Raw genomic sequence first — 20,803 nt, 5'->3', positions numbered from 1 at the left:
ATTCACTGACAAATCCTGCCGCTTTGCGCGGCAGCAGCCCTGCGCGCCCGCCGTGCGTCGCAAGAGCCAGGTAATGTGGCCAGATTTGTCAGTCGCCGTCCAGCTTTGCCAGCCGTGCAGGCGGGCCTATAGCGCGCGCCGGTAGGCGTTGGGGGTGCTGCCGGTCCAGTGGCGGAAGGCGCGATGGAACGCGGTGGGATTGTCGAAGCCCACATCGAAGGCAATGGCCGCGATGGGATCCTCGGAGCGCGTCAGGCGCTGGATGGCGATATCGCGCCGCACGTCGTCCTTGATCGCCTGGAAGGAAGTGCCTTCCGCCGACAGGCGCCGGCACAGCGTGCGCACCGAACAGTGCAACGCATGGGCCACCGCCTCGATGGTGGGCGACACCGGCAGGCACTCGGCCACGTATTGCCTGACCCGGTGGGAGCTCATCTGCTCGGCAAAGGAAACGAAGATCCAGTCCTCGGGCGCGCGCGACAGGAACTTCTCCAGATCCGGCTTGCGCTGGCGCACCGGCATGTCCAGGTAAGCCGCATCGAAGCCGATGCGGTTTTGGCGGCAACCGAAATGCACCGGGCCGGGAAACAGGTAGAGATGGTCGCCGGCCAGCGGCGAGTGATGAAACTGGAACTCCACTGCCTGCAGCGGGATCTTTTGGCGGATCAGCCACGACGCCACGCCATGCACGAGCTTCAGCATCAGTTCCCGCCCCAGCACGCTGACGGCGGGGCCGGCCGGGTTGTCTACCAGCTCCACATAGCCTGACCCACCATCGCGCCGCGACTCGATGCGGAAGTCATCGAGGATCAGGTGGAAGAACTGGCCGAAGCGATGCAGCGCCACCTCCAGCCTTGGCGCATCCAGCAAGCTCAGGCACAGGTACTTGAGCGTGCCATTGCGCAGCGGCCGGCTGAAGATGCCCGGCATTTCATCGTCGGCCTCCTTGGCGAGCAGGCGGTACAGCGTAGAAAACTGTTCCTGCGTGACGCGTGCGGCCGGCTCGGCCAGCAACTCACCGGCAATGCCTGAGCACTCGGCCAGCCGCGCGATCGCCATGGGATCGGCGCCGGCCAGGAAGCCATTGACGACAGAGATTGGGACGGTAGCGGACAGGCCGTTCACGCGGGGCGCAGGCAGTGCATGCCGGAGAGAAGGTGACGGCGCATTCTGTCACAGCGTGTGCGCGATGGAAATGCGGATCGATGCCTAGAGCAGTCCTTGCGCCGGCTCCGCGATGTCCGTCACACGCTCCTGCGCCTGCTGCTGCGTGCGCCACTTCGACACGCTGCAGCCGAACTGCCCGCTGAACCAGCGCGAAAACGCACTCAGCGAAGAAAATCCCAGCAGCGTGGCCACTTCCGAAAGCGGCCGCTCCGTGTTTTCGATATAGCCGATCACCAGCCCCGCGCGCGCCTCATTGAGGATCTGCGAATACGTGGTGCCCTCCTGCAACAGGCGCCGGTGTACCGTGCGGCGGTCCACGCCAAGATGCTGCGCCACGCGATCAACCGAGCACATGCCGCCCGGCAGCAGCACGTAGACCAGCTTGCGCACCTTGTCCGCCATGGTGCTGTTTGCCTGCGCGAGCAAGGTGCCGAGATAACGCTGCACCTGCCCCGCCATCACCGGGTCATAGGAAGGCAGCGGGGCGTCCAGGTCCGATGCCACGCAGACGATGCCGTCAAAGTCCTGGTTGAACAACGCCGGCATGCCGAACACGCGCGCCAAGGTAGCCAGGCTGGCGGGCGCGGCATGCGTGAAGCAGATGCTGCGCGGCCGCCAGCTCGGCCCGAGAAACAGGCTGAGCATGCGGTACATCACCCCGACGGCCAGGTCAGTGGCCTGGCGCAGCGTGCCGGGCTGCTCGCTCAGGATCTGCAGCCGGATCATCACCAGGCCTTCGGCCTCTTCCAGGCGCATCGCGAGCGCCTCATTCTGCAGGCCCATGTAAAGCACCATGGACTCCAGCGCCCGGCGCAGCGTGGGCTGCTCGCGCACCACGAAGGCCAGCGGCCCGAGGTTGGAGAACTGGCGCAACTCCGCCATGCGCAGGCCGAAGTCGTCCGCCTGCGAAGCGCGCGCCGACGCATCCAGCAAGCGGCCCACCAGCCCCGCCGGGATGCGGATATCGGGGTCCAGCAGGACGTCGCGGCCGATCCTGGCCGCGCGCAGTTGCTGGTGCGGGTCGAGCCCTACCGCGCGGGCGACTTCCACATAGTTGGTGAGGCTGGCGCTGCGAAGGTAGTAGGACATCGTGTTTTCCCTGACTGTCCCGAAATGTAAATCGTTCGTCCCGGATCGTCAAATCGCCGCGTGTCGATACACGATACTTCAGCCACTGAACTTGATACCGCAAACGCGACCGTCAGGTGCCGCCAGGCAGGCGGAAATCCAGGCGGTCCGCCCACAACATACCAGGAGCAACTGTGCAATTCCTCGACGATTCCCTGCACCCCGAAAACCAGGACAAGGTGGTCATCACCGTGGCGCCGTACGGCCCCGAGTGGATGCCCGCGGATTTCCCGGAAGATATTCCGGTGACGATGGAAGATCAAATCCAAAAGGCCGTGGATTGCTACAACGCCGGCGCCACCGTGCTGCACCTACACGTGCGCGAACTGGACGGCAAGGGCTCCAAGCGCCTGTCCAAGTTCAACGAACTGATCGCCGGCGTGCGCGCCGCGGTGCCGGACATGATCATCCAGGTGGGCGGCTCCATCTCCTTCGCGCCGGAAGACGACGGCCAGGCGGCCAAGTGGCTGTCGGACGATACCCGCCACATGCTGGCTGAACTGGACCCGAAGCCGGACCAGGTGACCGTGGCGATCAACACCACGCAGATGAACATCATGGAGCTGCTATACCCCGAATACCTGAAGGGTACCTCGCTGGAGCATCCCGCCTACCAGGCTGCCTACCGCGAAATGACGGTGCCGGCCGGCCCGGGCTGGGTGGAAGAGCACCTGCGCCGCCTGAGCAACGCAGGCATCCAGCCGCACTTCCAGCTCACCGGCATCCATGCCATGGAAACGCTGGAGCGCATGGTGCGCGCAGGCCACTACAAGGGTCCGTTGAACCTGACCTGGATCGGCATCGGCGGCGGCTTTGACGGTCCCAACCCGTTCAACTTCTTCAACTTCGTGCACCGCGCGCCGGACGGTTGCACGCTGACCGCGGAATCGCTGCTGAAGAACGTGCTTCCGTTCAACATGATGGCGATGTCAATGGGCCTGCACCCGCGCTGCGGCATCGAGGACACCATCATCGACCAGCACGGCAACCGCATGACTTCCGTGCAGCAGATCGAGCAGTGCGTGCGCGTGGCCAAGGAACTGGGCCGCGAGATCGCCTCGGGCAAGGAAGCCCGCGAGATCTACCGCATCGGCACCTGGTACGACAGCGCCGACGAAACCCTGGCCGCGCACGGCATGGCGCCGAACCGCAAGGCCGGCCAGAAGAACCTGCCCCTGCGCGCGGCCTGACGCGCGCACCGGTGCGGCAGCGGGCGCAAGCGCCTGCCGCCGCACCGTCGTCCAACTTACCTTGCAAGCCATGAACCCGCCCCTCTCCGTCATCAATCCATGCCTGAACATCTGCCGCATGGACCTCGCTGGCAAGTATTGCCAGGGCTGCGGCAGGACTGCGGTCGAGATCGGCCGCTGGGCGCAGATGACCGACGCAGAGCGCGCCGAGGTCATGGCTTCGCTGCCGGCGCGCCAGTCGTGGCGCAGCCGCGCCCCGGCGCCCACCCCCTGATATTCCACAGCCTGCTGCGGCCTGCGCCGGGCTCGCCGGCTGGCGTCTTGAAGCTGCTGCCATGAACCATCCGTCCACGCTTTCGGTCGAGGCCTATTTCGACCTGATCTGTCCCTGGTGCCTGATCGGCAAGAAGCACCTGGAAAGCGCCATCGCCTTGCTCGGGCGGGAGCGTCCCGACGTCGCCGTGCAGGTGGAATGGCGTTCTTATCCGCTGATTCCGGCCATGCCGCCGGCCGGCCTGCCCTACCGCGACTTCTATGTGGCACGCCTGGGCAGCCCCCAGGCAGTGGCGGCACGCCAGGCACAGGTCTGTGCCGCGGCACAAGATGCCGGCCTCACCCTGGCACTGGATCGCATCGAGACCTTCCCGAACACCCTGCTGGCCCATCGCCTGGTACGCCTTGCCCGGCAACAGGCAGGGGCAGACGCGGCCGCTGCGCTGATCGACGAGCTGTTCACGCGCTACTTCCTGCGCGCCGAGAACATCGGTGATCCGCGCGTGCTGCGACAGGCCGCCGCGACCTGCGGCGTCGCGATTCCGGATCAGGTCCCGGCTCAACCCGATGCGGATGCACACCGTGACCTGGACTGGCTGCCGTCACTCGGCGGCCCGCAAGAACCGGTCTTGCGTGCCGGACTAGGCGTGCCGCACTTTATCTTCGACGGCACCCGCAGCGTGTCTGGCGCGCGGCCTCCCGCCGCGCTGCTGGAAGCCATGCTGCACACGCTGGCGCGCGCGAAGCAGCGCGCCACCCGGGCCACCGCCTGAACACCCTGGCGACGGCGGCATTGCGCCCACGCCTCGATTTTTCTGCAATATCCCGTGTAACTGCCCCCGACAAGAAGGCTGGCATGGGCGTATCCATACCCTAGACTTTCAACGGAGACACAGATGCCTCAACGCCCTGCCCTTTTTCGCCTGCGCCACGCCGCCTTAGCCGCCGTCAGCGCCGTCATGGCCCTGTCCATGCCCTCGGCCATGGCGTGGACCAACAAGCCTGTACGCATGCTGGTGCCGGCCCCTGCCGGCGGCACCATGGACGTGATTGCCCGCCTTCTGGCCGACCAGCTGTCGCAGGATCTCGGCCAGCCGGTCGTGGTCGACAACAAGCCGGGCGCCGGCGGCGGCATCGCCATCAGCGCCATGCTGCAGGCACCGCCTGACGGCCAGACCATCATGGTGACGGCCACCAATGTGCTGACTGAAGTCCCCCACGTGCTCAAGACGCCGTACAACACGATGAAGGATATCCGGCCCGTGGCCGCGGTGGCACGCTCGCGCCTGCTGCTGGTGGGCGCGCCGTCCCTGCCCGCCAAGGACTTCAAGAGCCTAGTGAACTACGTGCATGCCAACCCTGGCAAGCTGAGCTTTGCCTCCTATAGCGCCGGCACCGCATCCCACTATGCCGGCGTGATCATGAACCAGAAGGCCGGGCTCGACCTTGCGCACGTTCCCTTTGCCGGCTCCTCGCCGGCGCTGGCCCAGGTGATGGGCGGCCAGATCGCGCTGATGTACGACGGCATGGTGACCTCGCTGCCGATGATCAAGGCCGGCAAGCTGCAAGCCTATGCAGTGGCTTCAAAGAACCGCTCGCCGCTGCTGCCCCAGGTGCCGACCTTCGCGGAGCTGGGTTATCCGGATGTGGAGTTCAGCAACTGGGTCGGCGTGATTGCCTCGGCGCGCGTGCCCGCAGAGCTGGCGCAGAAGATCCAGGCCGCCACTTACAAGGCGGCGGCAACGCCCAAGGTGCAGGAACGGATGCAGGCATTGAGCTATGAGCCGATGCGCGAGCAGACGCTGTCGGAACTGAACCAGTCCCTGAATGCCGAGTTTGAGCGCAATGCTGCGATCGTAAAGACCTTCAATATCCAGCCCTGACCCCGGCCACACGCCGGCAGCCTGTGCGCCTCCTTCGGGAGGCGCTTTGCTTTTGCCCGTGACGCGAGCGAAAGAACCCACCGTTGCGGGTTCTCTCCCAGCCATCGCGCAAGCTATACCCCTCCCGAGGAAAAGCCGGCGCATCTTCACCTGGCGTTCGCGGCCGAGACTCGGCAGCAAGTCGAAGCTTTCTATCGCGCGGCTCTGGAGGCGGGTGGCAAGGACAACGGTGCGCCTGGCCTGCGACCGCACTACCACGCAAACTACTATGCAGCGGTCGTCATTGGTCCGGACGGGCACAACATCGAAGTAGTCTGCCACCAACCCGAGGCCTAGCCCCTCATGTCAAACGCCGATCGGCGATCAAGCAAAAAAAGCGGCAGTCCCCGCCCGAGGACTGCCGCGAATTCCCTTTACTACCTTTCAGGCTGCGTCTTCGCGCAGCTGCTTCTTGTTGATCTTGCCGACACTGGTCTTCGGGATCGCTTCAATGAAGGTGATGCGCTCGGCCTCCGGTACGGCATACTTGCTGATCCGGCGCGAATCCGCGTGCGCCATCAGCTGGTCGCGGATCTGCTCGGCCTTGACTTCGGCGCCCGCCTTGCGCACCACGAAGGCCATCGGCCGCTCGCCCCACTTCGCATCTGGCACGCCGATCACGGCGCATTCCTGCACCCCCGGCACCTCCGTGATCAGGTTCTCCACTTCAATGGAAGACACCCATTCGCCGCCAGTCTTGATGACGTCCTTGATACGGTCGACGATCTGCACGAAGCCGTCCTCGCCCATCACCGCGACATCCTGGGTATGCAGGAAGCCGCCCGACCACAGGTCTTCCGACGCTTGCGGCTTGCCGAAATAGCCCTTGGTCAGGAACGGCGCGCGCAGCACGATCTCGCCGCGGCTCTTGCCGTCGCGCGGCAAGTCCTGCATGTCTTCGCTGACAATGCGGTAGTCCACCAGCGTCACCGGGCGGCCGGTCGAGCAGCGCATGCGGACTTCCTCGGCGCGGTCCCTGGGCGTACAACCCGGCGGAATCTGGGCCAGCGACACGATCGGGCCGGTCTCGGACATGCCGTAGCCGGCAAAGATGTCGATGCCCCGCGCCAGCGCCGCCTCGCACAGCGCGGGCGGCAGCGCCGAGCCGCCGATGATGATCTTCCAACCCGACAGGTCCTGCGCGCTGCCCTGCGCGGACTGCAGCAGCATCTGCAGGATGGTCGGCACGCAGTGCGAGAAGGTGACTTTCTCGGTCTCGCGCAGCTTCAGCAGCGCATCCGGGGCGTAGCGGCCCGGCAGTACGGTACGCAGGCCCAGCATCATGGCAATGTACGGGATGCCCCATGCCAGCACGTGGAACATCGGCGTGATCGGCATATAGACGTCTTCACGATGCATGCGCTGGCCCTCGCGCGGCGAACACAGGCTGGTTGCCGATGCCAGCGTGTGCAGCACGATCTCGCGGTGGCTGTAGCAGACGCCCTTGGGATCGCCGGTGGTGCCGGTGGTGTAGAAGGTCGCGGCCTTGGTGTTCTCGTCGAAGTCCCTGAACTCGAAGTCGGGCGACGCGTCGTCGAGCAGCGCCTCATACTCCCCCGCCAGCGGCAAGGTTAGCGCCGGTGCGTCCTGGCCGTCGGCCATCAGCACGAAGCGCGGGTTGCAGGTCAGCTCGCCGCGGATCTGCTCGAGCACCGGCGCGAAGTCCGCATGGAACAGTACGACGTCCGCGCCGGCGTCGTTCAGCGTGTACAGGATCTGCTGGGGCGACAGCCGCACGTTCACCGTGAACAGCGTCGCGCCCATCATGGGTACGCCGAAGTAGCACTCCAGGTAGCGATGGCTGTCCCAGTCCATCACCGCCACGGTGGTCCCGTGGCCGGCACCGAGCGCGGTGAGCGCCGAGGCCAGCTGGCCGATGCGGCCGCGGAAATCGCGGAAGGTGTAGCGCATCTGGCCGCGGTAGCTGATCTCCTGGTCGCCGTAGAGACTGACCGAGTTGATCAGGAGCTGCTTGACCAGCAGCGGGTAAGCGTAGGCCGACTGTGCGGCCGTAATCAGGTTGTCTTGCATTGCTTGTCCTGCCTTGTCCATCAGTACGGCTTGCTGCCGATAATGCCCGCGCGCTCCATCTTGCGGTGGCAAGGCGGATAGTCCATCACGGCGTAGTGCTGGGTGGCGGTGTTGTCCCAGATCGCCACGCAGTTGGGTTCCCAGCGCCAGCGCACCTGGTATTCGGGGATATACGCCTGGCTGACCAGGTAGCGCAGCAGGTCGCCCGCGCCCGGATTGGCGTCCTGGCCGGAGCGCACCCGCCCAGGCGTGTGGTAGTTGGTGAAATGCGTGGTGAAGGCGTTCACATAGAGGATCTTCTCGCCGGTATCCGGGTGCGTGCGCACCACCGGGTGTTCCGCGTCGGGATACTGGGCCTTCAGCGCCAGGCGCTTCTCGATCGGCATCGCCGCACCAAAAGAGGCCTCGATGCTGTGGCGCGCGCGCAGGTCGGCGATCTGCTCCTTGATGTACGCAGGCAGGCGCTCATAGGCAAGTGCCATATTGGCCCACATAGTGTCGCCGCCAACTGGCGGGCATTCCACGCAGCGCAGCACGGCGCCGAACTGCGGGGCTTCGCGCCAGGTGGCATCGGAGTGCCAGGCGTTCTCGTAGCGGTCGTTGGGCTGGTCCGGGGTCTTGTAGATGCGGACCAGGCCCGGGTGCTCGGGATCGCTGCCGGCGACGGGATGGTCTTCCAGCTCGCCAAAGCGCCGGGCAAAGGCGACATGTTCGGCGCGGCTGAACTGCTGGTTGCGCAGGAACAGAACGCGGTGCTCCAGCAGCAAGGCGCGGATCTCGGCAAACAGGCCGTCGTCGCGAATCGCATCGGCTAGGTCGACACCACTCAGTTCGGCGCCAAGCGCGCAGGTAGTTTGTTGGACTTGCATGGCGTTGCCTCAGATGACGAAGATCGAAGAGCCTGTGGTCTTGCGCGACTCCAGGTCTTGGTGTGCCTGCACCGCATCTTCCAGGGCATAGCGCTGGTTGATCTCGATGCGGATACGGCCCGCGCCGACGTGATCGAACAGTTCGCCGGCCAGTTCGGCCTTTTCGGCCGGGTCGGCGATGTAGTCCGCCAGCGCAGGACGTGTCAGGAACAACGAGCCCTTCATTGCCAGCAGCACCGGGTCGAACGGAGGAATCGGGCCCGAGGCGGTGCCTACGCATACCATGGTGCCGCGCCGCTTGAGCGAATCCAGCGACGCCATGAAGGTCGACTTGCCCACGCTGTCGAACACCACCGACACGCCGACGCCATCGGTCAGCGCGCGCACCCGCTCCGCCACGTCTTCATGGCTGTAGTTGATGACATGATCGCAGCCGTGCGCCCGCGCCACCTCGGCCTTGGCTTCGGAGGAAACTGTGCCGATCACGGTCAGGCCCAGCAGCTTGGCCCACTGCGAAACAATCAGACCCACGCCACCGGCCGCGGCGTGCAGCAGGATGCTGTCGCCTGCCTTGAAGGCGTGGATGCGGCGCATCAGGTAAGCCGAGGTCAGCCCGCGCATGGTCATGGCCGCCGCGGTCTCGAAGCTGATCGTCTCAGGCAGGCGGATCAGCGCTGCGGCGGGCACCAGGCGCGAGGTGCTGTACGCGCCCAGGGTATTGATGAAGCCGGTATAGGTCACGCGATCGCCGACGGCAACATTGGTGACGTCCGGGCCGATCGCCTGCACCACGCCAGCCGCTTCCACGCCCATGCCCGAGGGCAGCGGCACGCGGTAAGTCCCGTTGCGGAAATACGTATCTGCATAGTTCAGGCCAACCGCCACGTGGCGGATGCGTACCTGGCCGGGGCCGGGGTCGCCCACTTCAGTGCTTTCATAGCGCAGCACTTCCGGCCCGCCGATCTCGTACATCCGGACAATTTTTTCCACAGCTTTAGTCTCCTGGGTCAAGGGCGGCGCGAGGTGCGCCGCGTATGGAGACCAATGTAGAACCGGGCGCGTGCCGGCGCTTTGCAACAGATTCCATCGACTTTGCATTTCATGCCAAGCGCTACAGAAGCCGTGGCCAGAGGCCGGGTCTTACGCTGCCACGGATCGCCTGATGCGCTTTCCCATGATTTGCGCAGTCGGCCCACCGTGGAACTGGCCGCTGCCTTCGTACACAGAGCCTTTCACCATGCTGCGCAGTTCTACCGTTCCCCCGTCGACCAGCAAGTCGCCGGCAATCATTCCGGAGATAACTGCCCTGCCGCGCACAATGACATTGCCGCCGCCGCACATGCTAGTCATTTCGAGGCTGTGGGTCCTTTTCGACGGTGATCTGCCCCGTGGATGTTTCGCAACCGCAATAGCGCTACAAGATGGCAAGCCGACCCCGGAGTGGCAAGAATATTTCTAGACATCGCCTTACCCCACGCGGCCACTGTCATGCTGAACAGGCCAGCACCGATTCGTGGGATGGAGCAAGCGGCCGCACGCTGCCAGGGCGCCGCTTCGAGCAGCACGTCCTGGTACTGCGACCGTTATCCCCAGCTCGACTTGCTCGTCACCAGCGGCGACCCGGCTGGTCGACCTGCTGGGCGATAGGATCTACCGCGAGGTGTGCGCGGTCATCCGCGCGATTCGTCTCTGGTGGTCAGCGGTTGGCGGATGTGCCGGAGGTGCTGTGTGCCAGTCCCGATTCGCTAGCCGCGCACGGAACGCTGCACGATCCGTGCTGGCCGGCTGGTCGCAGTTGTTGGCGCCGTGGCGGTGGCCAGATTTGCCGGTGGTGCTGTATTCGTTCTCCCGGCATCTGGCGTCTCGAGTGCGCGCGATCGTGGATTGGGCGGCGGGCTTTTCGGGGAGCGGTTTAAGCCATTAGCGGGGCGCGACATGAGGCCGACAGCCGTGTTCAACTGGCGCCGACTTCGTTCGTGAGCGACTTGCCGCTTTCGAACTCCGTCACGCTGCGCAAGGTTGTTTCGCAAATGGTCGTCACGGCCTCGCGCGTGAGGAAGGCTTGGTGCCCGGTCACGATCACGTTAGGAAAGGTGATTAGCTGCTGCAGCACGGAGTCGTCGACGATGGTGCCGGACAGGTCGCGGAAGAACAGGTCCGCCTCCTGCTCGTACACGTCGATCGCCAGCCCGCCGAGTTGCCCGCTCCTGAGCGCTTCGATGACTGCTTCCGTGTCGATCAGCCCGCCGCGGCTAGTGTTGATGAGCAAGGCTCCCGGCTTGGCGCGCGACAGCGTTTCGGCGTTGATGATGTGATAGGTCTCGGGCGTGAGCGGGCAGTGCAGCGAGATGCAGTCCGCGCTTGCGCCGATTTCTCCCTCGTACGCGTAGCGTCCACCAAGGGCCTCGAATTCCGGGGACGGGTACTTGTCGTAGCCGATCACGTTGCAACCGAACCCAACCATGATTTTCGCAAACACGCGCCCGATCTTGCCGGTGCCGATCACGGCCACGGTCTTGCCGCACAGGTCGAAGCCCATCAGGCCTTCAAGCGAGAAATTGAAGTCCCGCGTGCGGTTGTAGGCTCGGTGGATCTTGCGGTTGACCGCCATCAGCAGGGCCGCCGCGTGCTCGGCGACCGCGTTGGGCGAGTAGTCGACAACGCGCACTACCTTGATCCCGAGCGCCTGCGCGGCTTTCAGGTCGACGTTGTTGAACCCCGTGCAGCGCAGCGCGACCAGCTTGGTGCCGCCGCGTCCGAGCGCTTCCAGCACGGTCGCATCGGCCCGGTCATTGACGAAGATGCACACTGCGCCGTGGCCCGCGGCGAGGCCCACCGTCTCACTGTCCAAGGGAACTTCGAAGTACTTGAGCTGATGGCCTTCGGCCGCATTCGCGGCATCGAGATGTTGACGATCGTAGGACTTTGCGCTGAAAACGGCGATTTCCATGATGTGTCTCCGCGGCGAATCGCATGGCGCGCTTCGCCCAGGTTGCCCTGCACTATCCGCCAGCCAGTGTGGCGGCGACCTGTACGAACAGGATTTTCACGATGGTCATTGACGGGAAGATCATCGAGTAGCCGAGGTCGGGCCGGTCGGTGGGCGCGACGCGGTTGGCAAAGGCAAGGATGGCGGGATTGCCGGTCGCGCCGCAGATCACGCCCACCGCCAGGTCGAACGGCAGCCTGAAGACCCAGAGGCAGAAGATCGCAGTAATCAGCAGCAGCGCAAGCAGAATCACCACGCCATAGATCAGGAAGGACACCCCGGTCACGCCGATGGTGGCGAAGAACTTCGGCCCGGATGCAATGCCTACCTGTGCGAGGAAGATGGTCAGCCCGAAGTTGCGCAGGACCAGGTTGGCCGACAGCGGCATGGCCCAGACGAACGGCCCGAGACGGCGCACCCGGCCGAGCACGAGCGCAACCAGCAGCAGCGCGGCGAGCCCCAGCGCCAGCGTGCCGACGCCGGGAATCGGCACCGGGATCAGCCCCACCAGCAGCCCGAGGGCCGCGCCGATGCCGATCGAGATAAAGCTCAGTTCGGCGGTGCCCTTGATGGAGTCGCCAAACAGCGCGCGAATCGGCTTCATGTGGGCGCGATTGACCAGCAGGCCGACGCGGTCACCGAACTCGAGGGTGAGGTCATCGCGGGGCATCAGGTCCGCATCGCCGCGCCGCACATGGGCGATCGAGCAGACCATGCCTTCGGGAAAACGGATATCGCGCAGCGTGTGCCCGACCACGAGCCGGCTTGAGGCGAACACGCGCATATAGTCCAGGTCTTCGCGATGGCTCGTCATGCGGCCCGGCTGCAGTTCCCCGCACAGCGAGGTGGCTTCACGCAGCACGGCCGGGTCGGTGGCGGTCGCGAGCAGCACGTCGTTGGCCTGCAGGACTAGGTCGTCGGCGGACGGGTGGTTGTGGTGGGCGCGACGCACGGCGGCAATCGCCACCCCGTCCGGTAGGCGCGCTACCACCTCCGACAGCCGCACGCCGATAAACGCCGGGTTTGTCAGCGCAATCTCGGCGGTCTCAATCAGCTTTGGTGGCGGCCGCACGATATTCGGCTTGAGCAGCGCGGTGAGGGCATACAGAAACAGGATCGGCCCTGCCACGCCGACCGGGTACGCGACGCTGTAGCCCACCGCGGCGCCGTCGCTCTTCATCGCCGCCATCGCGGCCTGCAGGCTTGCCGTACTGGTGCCCGCGCCGGCGAACATGCCTAGCGACTCGTCGAGCTTTACGCCGACCAGCGGCACCAACGCAACCGCGACCAGTCCGGAGCCAACCACGCCAAGGACCGCAGCGGCGTTGGCCTTGATGCCATCTGGGCTGGTCAGACCCTTAAAAAACTGCTCCCCGTACTGGATCCCAATGCCATAGAGAAAGAGCAGCAGCCCTAGGGTGCCAAGGATGGCAGGCGGCGCGGACTTCGGCGCGAACCCGCCGATCGCCAGCCCCACGAACAGCACCGCGCCCGAACCGAGCGACACGCCCTTGATATTGATCTCGCCGATGACATAGCCAAGTGCAACCGTGAGGAACAGCGTGAGCAGCGGCTGGGTTTCGAGCAATGTCCGGACTGCATCCATGGCAGCTCCTTTCTGATGGGCAGGAGCAAGGCGGCAGCGATAAGCAACTGCGCAGGGTCACGCGCGCACTGCGCGGACGGGGTTGACAGCCCTTGTTCCGGGCATGCGTTATCGAGTGCGGCTTGTATGAACCCGATCATCGTGACAGGCACCGGCCGGCACGGCCGGCAACCACCGGAATGCCCCTCGAAAATATACGATGCGCCGCACGAATTCAAGAATTGAAGCGGCGCGGCAGCGGGGCTACCAAACTTCCCAACTCTGCCAAACCTGCAATCGGCCCTCCGTCAGCCTGCGGCGGGACGCGCGAGCGGGTCGCTTCGGGCACCGCCGGGCTGACCGGCAGCATCATCCCGATCCGCATCGCGTGGGGTCCCACCTGGGCGAACAAGCGGCCGCCGTGCTGGTGGCGGTGTGGGCTGGAAGCCCGTGGCTTTGATGGTGCCGGAGACCCTTTTCCTGGCGGTGCTGTTCTATGGAATGTTGGTCTGGATGCGTTCCTAGGCTCGATTGGTTAGCGCGCGGTTGGCCGCAGCATGTGGGCGAAAGCGAGGCCGGCGCTGCCGTAAGGCGGAGACAGGGCTTGGCAGAAGATTTGTGTTTAGAGGTGCCAACCGCCTGGTTGACCGCTTCTACCGTGCCGACGGGGCGCGCAGCGACAGCCCGGCAGAGCCTCGGGCTTGGGCTGGCCATCGTCAAGGGCGTCGTCTGCTCACGGCCTCGACAGGCATCAACAGCAACACACTGGCCATGTGCGCGACGGCGTCGTCAAACGCGCCTTCCTGTACCCGATGCACCGTGGCCTTCAAAATGGAACACCCCCGCAAAGGGATCCTTCGGGGGGCTCGCAAATGGTCGCAAAGAGGGCGCGCCCATCACTTGGGGTACTTCTTCAAGTCAGTCGGCAATTACCTTTGTGAGCTCTCTTCGATGTACCCATCGCGGTTGGTGATTCTCGCGCCATCCATAAACACATCCCGCCTTTCGGTAATAGCTCTACCAGCATCGGTATAGGGGTCTCGCGGCCCCATCACAGCGCCATCGGTATAAATATCCCGCATCCCGATGGCAGCATTGGCGACACCGGCACTGAGCGCGGCACCGGCCGCAACGAGCAATACGACTTTCTTGAGCATTTCCATCTCCTTGTCACGCGCCTCGACATGGTCATGACGGGGCCATCACGGGTTTCGTCTCGGACAGACTGACGCGCTGTCCTTGGTCCGTAGTGTGTGCAACAGAACTCACGCTTCCATCCGCCAAAGTTCAAATTTTCGTCACGGCGCACCATCGCGCCGGCAAGAGTCGACCGGTGATGCCTTTGGTGGCTTGGTCGCGCTCAGCCCCATGCGGGCAAGAACGCCGTATCGGGCGGAGATGTTAAGTAGCTGCGTGCCGGCGCTGTGTATCACGCCGCTGGTCACGGCACTACCCGGCGCCGGACGCTGCCTGCGCTCGCGTCAGGTGTTCGAGAACGGCCTTACGCTCGATCTCGGCGGCGGCGCGCGCGGTAAAGATGCGGTACACGTAATCCATCAAGACTTCTTCCTCTTTCATCTTTCGAATATTGAGGAAGGCCATATGCCCGATCACCTTGCCCCGGCTGTCTTGGATCGGCAAGCCGTAATAGCATTCAAAGCCCTGCTCCCGCGGAAACAGATTGCCAATCCCTTCCGGATAGAACACCGGCGCGCCGTGCTCGAAAACGGCTTCGCAAGGCGTACCGGCCAGGTCATATTCGACGTTGTCGCGAAAGTCGTCCTTGAACCAGAAGGCCAGCGTGTGGACCCGCCGTGGTGGCCACCCCGTACATTCAGTGACGAAGGCGCAGGGGACGTCCAGCGCGGCGGCGAAGTGGCGCACCAGGGCGCGAAAGAATTCGTCGCCACACGTGCCGGCGGTGCCTTCGACGATGTGCCTGAGAATGTCCTCGACGCGCTTGATCCGGGTCACATCGGTATCCAGGCCGACCAGCCGCAATGCCTTGCCGTTGGCATGGCGAATGGCGCTGCCCAGGGAATTGACCCACCGATACTGTCCGTCTTTGTGCAGTAATCGGCACTGTTGTTGATAACGCGGGCTGGCCCCTTCGATATGCCGTGCCAACGCTTGCTCGACGGCCAGCAAATCGGCGGGATGCACCCGTTCCTTCCAGGCCTGCAGGCTGTCCGGGATTTCGTTTTCTTCAAAGCCGAGCATGGCCTTCCAGCGTTGCGACAGGTGGAATTGGTTGGTCTGGAAATTCCATTCCCACAGGCCGTCATCGGCGCTGCGCATGGCCAAGGCATAGCGCTCTTCGCTGGAACGCAGCGCGATTTCCTGCTGTTGGCGCTGTTCCACCGACAACGCCAGCGCGCTTTGCGAGGACTCTGCGCGGGCACGCAGGTCCATGACGAGCTGGCGAATCTGATGAAATTCATTGGGTGTGCCGCGGCCGATGCCATCATCGCGTGTGGCCTCGGACGCGGCACAGTTGCGCAGCAGCGCGCCGAGCGGACGTCCCAAGTAGACGTGAATGGCAAGTGCGAGGACGCCGAGCAGCAGCGCCAGCCCGATTGCCGCAACCAGTGCGATGCCAGTGCGTGTGCCGGGTGGGCCGGCGCCAGGCACCCAGCCAAGCAAGAGGTAGCCAATCAGCACTACGCTGATCAACGCCGGCGGCAGCAGCAGCTTTCCTCTCAGGCGCATCTTGATATCCTTTCCGGTTCCGCCCCCGTCCGTGCAGACTCGTATCCCAACAAAATGGCCTTTGCCTTACACCTTGCCCAGCCACTGTCGAGGAATGCCGCGTCTGTGCCACCCACGCGTGACATGCCGGCGCGAGCCCTTCCTAACATAGCCCACGATCCCGCCACCAACCAGTGCCGCGGAAACACGCCCTCGCCTGCCCATTGGCGCTAATCGACGGATTTAATTGAACGCCGCGTGAGAGTTTCGTGATCTTTGTCGGCCAGAGTGACACTGAGTGAAATCGCCACCGACAGGACCTCCGATGCCAACCACCAGCCTCCACCCGAATCTGGGAGCCCCCGTCCCGTCCGGCGCCGGGATCGGCTTGCGCGCGCCACACTATCGGCAGGTCCTGACGGAAACACCGCCCACAGGATGGTTCGAAGTCCATAGTGAAAACTACTTCGGTGATGGCGGTCAGCCCCTTCACTACCTCGCGCAGGTACGGGCTACCTACCCGCTGAGCCTGCACGGGGTCGGCCTGTGCCTGGGCGCTACGGACCGGCCGGATCGCGCACACCTGCAGCGTCTGGCTGCACTGATCCGGCGCTTCCAGCCAGGGCTGGTATCCGAACACCTGAGTTGGGGCCGCATCGGAGGCCGCTACCTTAACGACCTGCTGCCCCTGCCCTACACCGAGGAGTCGCTCGCCATCGTGTGCGGGCACGTGGCGGAAGTACAAGACTACCTGCAACAGCAGTTGCTGGTGGAGAACATCACCAGCTATCTCCGGTTCACCCACTCGACGATTCCCGAGCCTGAATTCATCGCGGCGCTGGTGGCGCGAACCGGTTGTGGCATCCTCCTTGACGTCAACAACATCTACGTCAACGCGGTCAACCACGGCACCGATGCATCGGGCTATATCGATGCGATTCCCGTGGGCGCCGTGAACGAGATCCACCTGGCCGGCTTTGACCACAGCGGCGGCATGCTGATCGACACCCATGGCCAGCGTGTGGCGGAGCCGGTATGGAGCCTCTATCGGCATGCGCTCGCCCGCTTTGGCCCGGTTCCCACCCTGATCGAGTGGGATACCGACATTCCCCCGCTCGAGGTACTGCTCGAAGAAGCCCGCAGGGCCGACCAGATGCTGGAGACCGACGATGCCTTCATTGCATGAAATCCAGGGTTGCTTTGCCCGGGCGGTGCTCGAGCAGGACACGGCTGCACTGTCCGACCACATCGTTGGCGGCGCCATTGACGGGCAGCGGTGCCTCGGCATCTATGCCAGCAACGTGCGCCACAACTTGTGCGAGGCCCTGCGCGCCGTATTCCCCGTGATCGAGCGCCTGGTGGGCGAATCTTTCTTCGATGCCACGGCGGCCCGGTATATCCGGGCCTGCCCATCTACCAGTGGCGACATCCAGCGCTTCGGCAAGAGCTTTCCCAACTTCCTCGCGCAATTCGGGCCGGCGGCGGGCTTGCGCTACCTGCCCGATGTGGCGAGGCTCGAATGGCTCATGCATGAGGTGTTCCACGCGGCAGATGCCGAGCCGCTCGCGCTCAACCGCCTGGGCGCGCTCGCCGAGGCCGATGCCGCAGTCCTGCGCCTGACGCTGAACCCAGCCTGCCGCTTGCTCGCGTCGCCGTTTCCTGTACTGCATATCTGGCGGGCCAACCAGCCGGATACAGCCGACGATACCGAGATCGACGTCGACATCGGCGGCGACTGGCTGCTGGTCAGGCGCAGCGGCTTTGTGGTTGAAGTGCAGTCCCTGTCGGTCGGCGAATACACCATGCTCGAGGCACTGGATGGCGGTGCCGCGCTCGAGCCGGCATATCAACAGGCGCTGCAGGCTGCGCACGGCTTCGCGCTGGCCGACTTTATCCAGCGACGCATCCTGGACGCGACCATCATTGACTTCGACGCGTGCGCCGCCTGCCTTATCCCCGCGCCAGGTCGATCGTAAAGGCGGTGCCCTTGCCGAGCGCGCTGCGCACACGGATCTCGCCGCCGTGCAACTGGACTATGCGCCGGCTGATGGCCAGCCCGAGACCGACGTTGCTGCCATTGTCAGACTCCGTCCGCTCCACCCGGTAATAGCGGTCGAACACACCCTGTACCTGGCTCGCGTCTATGCCCTGGCCGGTATCGCGCACGGTCAGTTCGACGCGCTCCCCGGCGGCCTGGACATCGACGCTGATTTCTCCGCCAGCAGGCGTATAGCGCATGGCGTTCTCGATCAGGTTTTCCAGCACCCGCTCGATCATGCCGATATCGGCATTCACTGGCGGGCACCCGGGACCCGATGTCGCCAGCAGGGCCAGTCCGCGCTTGTTTGCCGCCAGAGCAAACTTCTGGACCACGTCCTGCGCCAGTTCCGACAACGGGAAGCTCTCCAGGCGCGGCTGAACCTCCCGCGCTTCCAGCTTGGTCAGGTCAAATAGGTCCTGCACCAGCTTGCCAAGCCGCTCGCAATGCCTGGTGGCCACCTGCAGGTAGCGATTGCGGTCTTCGGGCGTCAGCTCTTCGGCCTTCAGCAGCAGCATTTCCAGGTAACCCTGCATTGATGCGAGCGGCGTACGCAGATCGTGGGAGACATTGGCAAGCAACTCGCGCCGTTGCTGGTCCACCTGTGACAGCTGGGCGAACTGCGTGACGATACGCTCGGACATTTCCTCGAAGGCCGTGCTGAGCTTCTGGATCTCGTCGTCCGCACGGCCGTCTTGCGCCAGTCGCACCGGCGTGGAGAAACCGCCCACCCGGAATGTCTCGATGGCTTCCGACAGCACGCGTAGCCGCACCGTCAACAGCCGAAACACGATCAGCGCCGCCACCAGGCTGAAGGCCACCGTACCGATGATGAGGTCGGTCGCCAGTTCGATCAGGCGCTGCGTCTCGATCATCTTCTGAGAGGCGAGGATCATCAGCGCACCGATGGTAATGAACACCGCCATCAGCACCACCGCCAGTCTCCCGTACAGGGTTTGGAACATGTAGCCCCCTTCCCCCTTCTTTTCTCTTCCCCCGCTACGCGTTGCTGAACTTGTAGCCCACGCCCCATACGGTCTGGATGTACTCTGGCTCGTTGGGGTCGAGCTCGATTTTGGCGCGCAGTCGGTTGATGTGCGAACTTACGGTGTGCTCGTAGCCACTATGGCTATAGCCCCAGACCTGATCCAGCAATTGGGCGCGGCTGAAGACGCGCCCCGGATTGCTGGCAAAGTAGAGGAGCAGCTGGAATTCCTTGGCGGTAAGGCAGATAGGTGCGCCGCGCACGCTCACTTCACGCTTGTCGATATCGATGTGCAGGGCCTTGACCTGCACTGCCCTGGGGCCACCCGATGGCGGGTTGGCCAGGGTGTCGACCAGCCGGAAGATCGCCTTGACCCGCGCGGTCAGCTCCAGGACGCTGAAGGGCTTGGTCAGGTAGTCGTCGGCGCCCATCTCCAGTCCCAGCACCCGGTCCAGTTCAGTAGAGCGTGCCGTGAGCATGAGGATGGGGGTATAGCGCGGTTCTGCACGCAGACGCCGGCAGATTTCCAGCCCGTCGGCACCCGGCAGCATCAGGTCCAGGATGACCAGGTCATAGGGACGGCTCAGTGCCTCTTCCAGTCCCGCCCTGCCATGGTTGATCACTTTCACGTCGCAAGACAGGCCGCTCACCTGCAGCCGTACCAGTTCGGCGATATCTGCGTCGTCCTCGATCACCAGAACCTGGCGCGACATGGCTTTACCTCATCTTGAAACCTGCGGGATATCGGCATGACCGTCCTTGCCGCCCGGTTTGCGGCGTGGGAGCCACTGAACCATTCTAGAACGCATTTCGTGGATGGAAAGCCCTCCGCCGGCGTGGCCATGGCTGCGGCCTGTCACCACCCACGCCGTCGTGAAGAAAATTTGAAATTTGAGCGAAACAAGCGTGAGCTCGCCTTTCCATACTGCAGTCCAGAGACAGGTATCCCTCCTGTCCTGAACCCAACCGAATACGGAGTGTGCATCATGAACAGCGATCAAATCATCCGCGGCGCAATTGCAGGCATGCTGGCACTTGGCATTGCCGGCGCCACCTCCCAGGCCATGGCAGCGGCAGGCAGCAATGAAAAATGCGCGGGCATTGCCAAGGCTGGCAAGAACGACTGCGGCACCAGCAAGAGTTCCTGCGCCGCCACGGCCAAAATGGACCGCGACGCGGAAGCCTGGATCCTGGTTCCCACGGGCACTTGCGAAAAGATTTCAGGAGGCCGCTTGCAGACGTCCGAGTTCGCCAAGCCAGGTGGCAAGAGCGGCGAGCTCAGCCCGGCCGCCAAGGCGGCCCACCCGGCCTGAGCGGCACCCCAGCCCGCAGCGGAACGCCGTGACACGTGGGTCACGGCTGCCCGGACGCGCCCCAAATTCCTGACCGCTTCGTGAGGTAGCCCAAATGAAATGCACCACCCCCTTGTCGTCCGCGCCACTGCATGTTGCCGGCGCAAAGACTTCGCGCGTCATCGCAGCCGGGCAGGCGGCGATCCGTCTACTGGAAATGCTCACTCCCGTGCTCGATCTCGGCATACGGGTACTGATCGGCCTGGTGTTCTTCCAGTCCGGGCTGACCAAGCTCGCCAGCTGGTCAACCACGCTTGCGTTGTTTGAAAGCGAGTACGCCGTACCACTGCTGAGCCCGACCCTGGCCGCCTATCTTGGCACTGCCGCGGAGCTGTGCCTGCCGGTGCTGCTCGTGCTCGGCCTCGGTACGCGGGCGGCCGCGCTTGCCTTGTTCGTCTTCAACATGGTCGCGGTGATCTCGTATCCGGGATTGGGCGAAGTTGGCCTGAAAGACCACCAGTACTGGGGGCTCCTGCTGCTGGTCACGATGCTGCACGGCCCCGGCCGCCTGTCGCTGGACCACCTGATCGACCGCTTCCTGCTGCGCGGCAAGGGCAGCCATTAGCTCGAAAGCCCCAGGCGCCGC

Annotated in this window: 19 protein-coding genes and 1 pseudogene; 9 read left to right on the top strand and 11 right to left on the bottom strand. The window is 64.4% G+C overall.

Features of this window, described 5'->3' with window-relative positions; genetic code table 11:
- Nucleotides 1-126: 126 nt before the first annotated feature.
- Nucleotides 127-1,125, bottom strand: coding sequence for an AraC family transcriptional regulator (locus AC3WL8_RS26335; protein ID WP_013956810.1), 999 nt, complete (start codon nucleotides 1,123-1,125; stop codon nucleotides 127-129).
- Between the two features lie 84 nt (nucleotides 1,126-1,209).
- Nucleotides 1,210-2,256: an AraC family transcriptional regulator gene (locus AC3WL8_RS26330; RefSeq protein WP_153955798.1), complete on the bottom strand. Its 1,047-nt coding sequence runs from the start codon at nucleotides 2,254-2,256 to the stop codon at nucleotides 1,210-1,212.
- A 173-nt stretch (nucleotides 2,257-2,429) separates the two neighbouring features.
- Here AC3WL8_RS26330 and AC3WL8_RS26325 point away from each other — a divergent pair, with 173 nt between their 5' ends.
- The 5 genes and pseudogenes from AC3WL8_RS26325 to AC3WL8_RS26305 form a co-directional block, all read left to right on the top strand.
- The gene (locus tag AC3WL8_RS26325) at nucleotides 2,430-3,485 is read left to right on the top strand and encodes a beta-keto acid cleavage family enzyme (protein ID WP_013956808.1); all 1,056 of its coding nucleotides are present in this window, start codon (nucleotides 2,430-2,432) and stop codon (nucleotides 3,483-3,485) included.
- A gap of 70 nt (nucleotides 3,486-3,555) precedes the next feature.
- Complete coding sequence (locus tag AC3WL8_RS26320) at nucleotides 3,556-3,759, top strand: DUF1289 domain-containing protein (protein WP_013956807.1); 204 nt, start codon at nucleotides 3,556-3,558, stop codon at nucleotides 3,757-3,759.
- Between the two features lie 61 nt (nucleotides 3,760-3,820).
- On the top strand, nucleotides 3,821-4,531 hold the full coding sequence (locus AC3WL8_RS26315; protein WP_013956806.1) for a DsbA family oxidoreductase: 711 nt from the start codon (nucleotides 3,821-3,823) through the stop codon (nucleotides 4,529-4,531).
- Between the two features lie 123 nt (nucleotides 4,532-4,654).
- Nucleotides 4,655-5,641, top strand: coding sequence for a Bug family tripartite tricarboxylate transporter substrate binding protein (locus tag AC3WL8_RS26310; protein WP_013956805.1), 987 nt, complete (start codon nucleotides 4,655-4,657; stop codon nucleotides 5,639-5,641).
- 126 nt (nucleotides 5,642-5,767) lie between these two features.
- Nucleotides 5,768-5,977 (top strand): annotated as a pseudogene (locus tag AC3WL8_RS26305) (VOC family protein); the annotation flags it as partial.
- Between the two features lie 87 nt (nucleotides 5,978-6,064).
- On the opposite strand, the gene AC3WL8_RS26300 reads toward AC3WL8_RS26305, so the two are convergent.
- The 7 genes from AC3WL8_RS26300 to AC3WL8_RS26270 all read right to left on the bottom strand — a co-directional run bounded on the left by AC3WL8_RS26300 (nucleotide 6,065) and on the right by AC3WL8_RS26270 (nucleotide 15,863).
- Nucleotides 6,065-7,711 carry a fatty acid--CoA ligase gene (locus tag AC3WL8_RS26300; RefSeq protein WP_013956804.1) on the bottom strand — a complete coding sequence of 549 codons (1,647 nt, stop codon included), beginning with the start codon at nucleotides 7,709-7,711 and terminating at the stop codon, nucleotides 6,065-6,067.
- Between the two features lie 20 nt (nucleotides 7,712-7,731).
- The gene (locus tag AC3WL8_RS26295; protein WP_153955797.1) at nucleotides 7,732-8,580 is read right to left on the bottom strand and encodes a TauD/TfdA dioxygenase family protein; all 849 of its coding nucleotides are present in this window, start codon (nucleotides 8,578-8,580) and stop codon (nucleotides 7,732-7,734) included.
- 9 nt (nucleotides 8,581-8,589) lie between these two features.
- The gene (locus tag AC3WL8_RS26290; RefSeq protein WP_035816476.1) at nucleotides 8,590-9,570 is read right to left on the bottom strand and encodes a quinone oxidoreductase family protein; all 981 of its coding nucleotides are present in this window, start codon (nucleotides 9,568-9,570) and stop codon (nucleotides 8,590-8,592) included.
- A 964-nt stretch (nucleotides 9,571-10,534) separates the two neighbouring features.
- Nucleotides 10,535-11,530, bottom strand: a complete 996-nt coding sequence (locus tag AC3WL8_RS26285) for a 2-hydroxyacid dehydrogenase (RefSeq protein WP_153955796.1) — start codon at nucleotides 11,528-11,530, stop codon at nucleotides 10,535-10,537.
- 52 nt (nucleotides 11,531-11,582) lie between these two features.
- Nucleotides 11,583-13,175 (bottom strand): aspartate:alanine exchanger family transporter, encoded by a 1,593-nt coding sequence (locus AC3WL8_RS26280; protein ID WP_153955795.1) that lies wholly within the window; start codon nucleotides 13,173-13,175, stop codon nucleotides 11,583-11,585.
- A 908-nt stretch (nucleotides 13,176-14,083) separates the two neighbouring features.
- The gene (locus AC3WL8_RS26275; RefSeq protein ID WP_371827370.1) at nucleotides 14,084-14,311 is read right to left on the bottom strand and encodes a hypothetical protein; all 228 of its coding nucleotides are present in this window, start codon (nucleotides 14,309-14,311) and stop codon (nucleotides 14,084-14,086) included.
- Nucleotides 14,312-14,603: 292 nt separating this feature from the next.
- Entirely contained in the window at nucleotides 14,604-15,863 is a 1,260-nt protein-coding gene (locus AC3WL8_RS26270; protein WP_211979742.1) for a PAS domain-containing protein, read from the bottom strand.
- A 304-nt stretch (nucleotides 15,864-16,167) separates the two neighbouring features.
- Between AC3WL8_RS26270 and bufB the strand changes: the two genes are divergently transcribed.
- Both bufB and AC3WL8_RS26260 read left to right on the top strand, forming a co-directional pair.
- Complete coding sequence (gene bufB, locus AC3WL8_RS26265) at nucleotides 16,168-17,028, top strand: MNIO family bufferin maturase (RefSeq protein WP_153955792.1); 861 nt, start codon at nucleotides 16,168-16,170, stop codon at nucleotides 17,026-17,028.
- Nucleotides 17,012-17,818: an HvfC/BufC N-terminal domain-containing protein gene (locus AC3WL8_RS26260; RefSeq protein WP_153955791.1), complete on the top strand. Its 807-nt coding sequence runs from the start codon at nucleotides 17,012-17,014 to the stop codon at nucleotides 17,816-17,818. The genes bufB and AC3WL8_RS26260 overlap by 17 nt, the downstream gene beginning before the upstream one ends.
- Here the strand turns inward: AC3WL8_RS26260 and AC3WL8_RS26255 are convergent.
- Nucleotides 17,793-18,845, bottom strand: a complete 1,053-nt coding sequence (locus AC3WL8_RS26255; protein WP_153955790.1) for a sensor histidine kinase — start codon at nucleotides 18,843-18,845, stop codon at nucleotides 17,793-17,795. The two genes, AC3WL8_RS26260 and AC3WL8_RS26255, sit on opposite strands and share 26 nt — an antisense overlap.
- A gap of 34 nt (nucleotides 18,846-18,879) precedes the next feature.
- Nucleotides 18,880-19,578: a response regulator transcription factor gene (locus tag AC3WL8_RS26250; protein ID WP_153955789.1), complete on the bottom strand. Its 699-nt coding sequence runs from the start codon at nucleotides 19,576-19,578 to the stop codon at nucleotides 18,880-18,882.
- A gap of 36 nt (nucleotides 19,579-19,614) precedes the next feature.
- Here AC3WL8_RS26250 and AC3WL8_RS26245 point away from each other — a divergent pair, with 36 nt between their 5' ends.
- Together AC3WL8_RS26245 and AC3WL8_RS26240 are read left to right on the top strand one after the other, a co-directional pair.
- A complete protein-coding gene (locus tag AC3WL8_RS26245) occupies nucleotides 19,615-20,178 on the top strand; it encodes a BufA1 family periplasmic bufferin-type metallophore (protein ID WP_249221175.1) in 564 nt (187 codons plus the stop codon).
- 94 nt (nucleotides 20,179-20,272) lie between these two features.
- A complete protein-coding gene (locus AC3WL8_RS26240) occupies nucleotides 20,273-20,782 on the top strand; it encodes a DoxX family protein (RefSeq protein WP_211979740.1) in 510 nt (169 codons plus the stop codon).
- The last annotated feature ends 21 nt before the right edge of the window (nucleotides 20,783-20,803 follow it).

Source organism: Cupriavidus sp. FW305-F7 (assembly GCF_058782875.1).
Note: the sequence above shows the minus strand (reverse complement) of the source record. Positions and strands in the feature narration are given on the sequence as shown.

What these genes read in the sequence shown, in the direction of transcription:
- AC3WL8_RS26330 (WP_153955798.1), bottom strand. Translation starts at nt 2,256, where the DNA reads ATGTCCTACTACCTTCGCAGCGCCAGCCTCACCAACTATGTGGAAGTC.
- AC3WL8_RS26320 (WP_013956807.1), top strand. Translation starts at nt 3,556, where the DNA reads ATGAACCCGCCCCTCTCCGTCATCAATCCATGCCTGAACATCTGCCGC.
- AC3WL8_RS26315 (WP_013956806.1), top strand. Translation starts at nt 3,821, where the DNA reads ATGAACCATCCGTCCACGCTTTCGGTCGAGGCCTATTTCGACCTGATC.
- AC3WL8_RS26310 (WP_013956805.1), top strand. Translation starts at nt 4,655, where the DNA reads ATGCCTCAACGCCCTGCCCTTTTTCGCCTGCGCCACGCCGCCTTAGCC.
- AC3WL8_RS26300 (WP_013956804.1), bottom strand. Translation starts at nt 7,711, where the DNA reads ATGCAAGACAACCTGATTACGGCCGCACAGTCGGCCTACGCTTACCCG.
- AC3WL8_RS26295 (WP_153955797.1), bottom strand. Translation starts at nt 8,580, where the DNA reads ATGCAAGTCCAACAAACTACCTGCGCGCTTGGCGCCGAACTGAGTGGT.
- AC3WL8_RS26285 (WP_153955796.1), bottom strand. Translation starts at nt 11,530, where the DNA reads ATGGAAATCGCCGTTTTCAGCGCAAAGTCCTACGATCGTCAACATCTC.
- AC3WL8_RS26280 (WP_153955795.1), bottom strand. Translation starts at nt 13,175, where the DNA reads ATGGATGCAGTCCGGACATTGCTCGAAACCCAGCCGCTGCTCACGCTG.
- AC3WL8_RS26275 (WP_371827370.1), bottom strand. Translation starts at nt 14,311, where the DNA reads ATGCTCAAGAAAGTCGTATTGCTCGTTGCGGCCGGTGCCGCGCTCAGT.
- AC3WL8_RS26270 (WP_211979742.1), bottom strand. Translation starts at nt 15,863, where the DNA reads ATGCGCCTGAGAGGAAAGCTGCTGCTGCCGCCGGCGTTGATCAGCGTA.
- bufB (WP_153955792.1), top strand. Translation starts at nt 16,168, where the DNA reads ATGCCAACCACCAGCCTCCACCCGAATCTGGGAGCCCCCGTCCCGTCC.
- AC3WL8_RS26260 (WP_153955791.1), top strand. Translation starts at nt 17,012, where the DNA reads ATGCCTTCATTGCATGAAATCCAGGGTTGCTTTGCCCGGGCGGTGCTC.
- AC3WL8_RS26255 (WP_153955790.1), bottom strand. Translation starts at nt 18,845, where the DNA reads ATGTTCCAAACCCTGTACGGGAGACTGGCGGTGGTGCTGATGGCGGTG.
- AC3WL8_RS26250 (WP_153955789.1), bottom strand. Translation starts at nt 19,578, where the DNA reads ATGTCGCGCCAGGTTCTGGTGATCGAGGACGACGCAGATATCGCCGAA.
- AC3WL8_RS26245 (WP_249221175.1), top strand. Translation starts at nt 19,615, where the DNA reads ATGACCGTCCTTGCCGCCCGGTTTGCGGCGTGGGAGCCACTGAACCAT.
- AC3WL8_RS26240 (WP_211979740.1), top strand. Translation starts at nt 20,273, where the DNA reads ATGAAATGCACCACCCCCTTGTCGTCCGCGCCACTGCATGTTGCCGGC.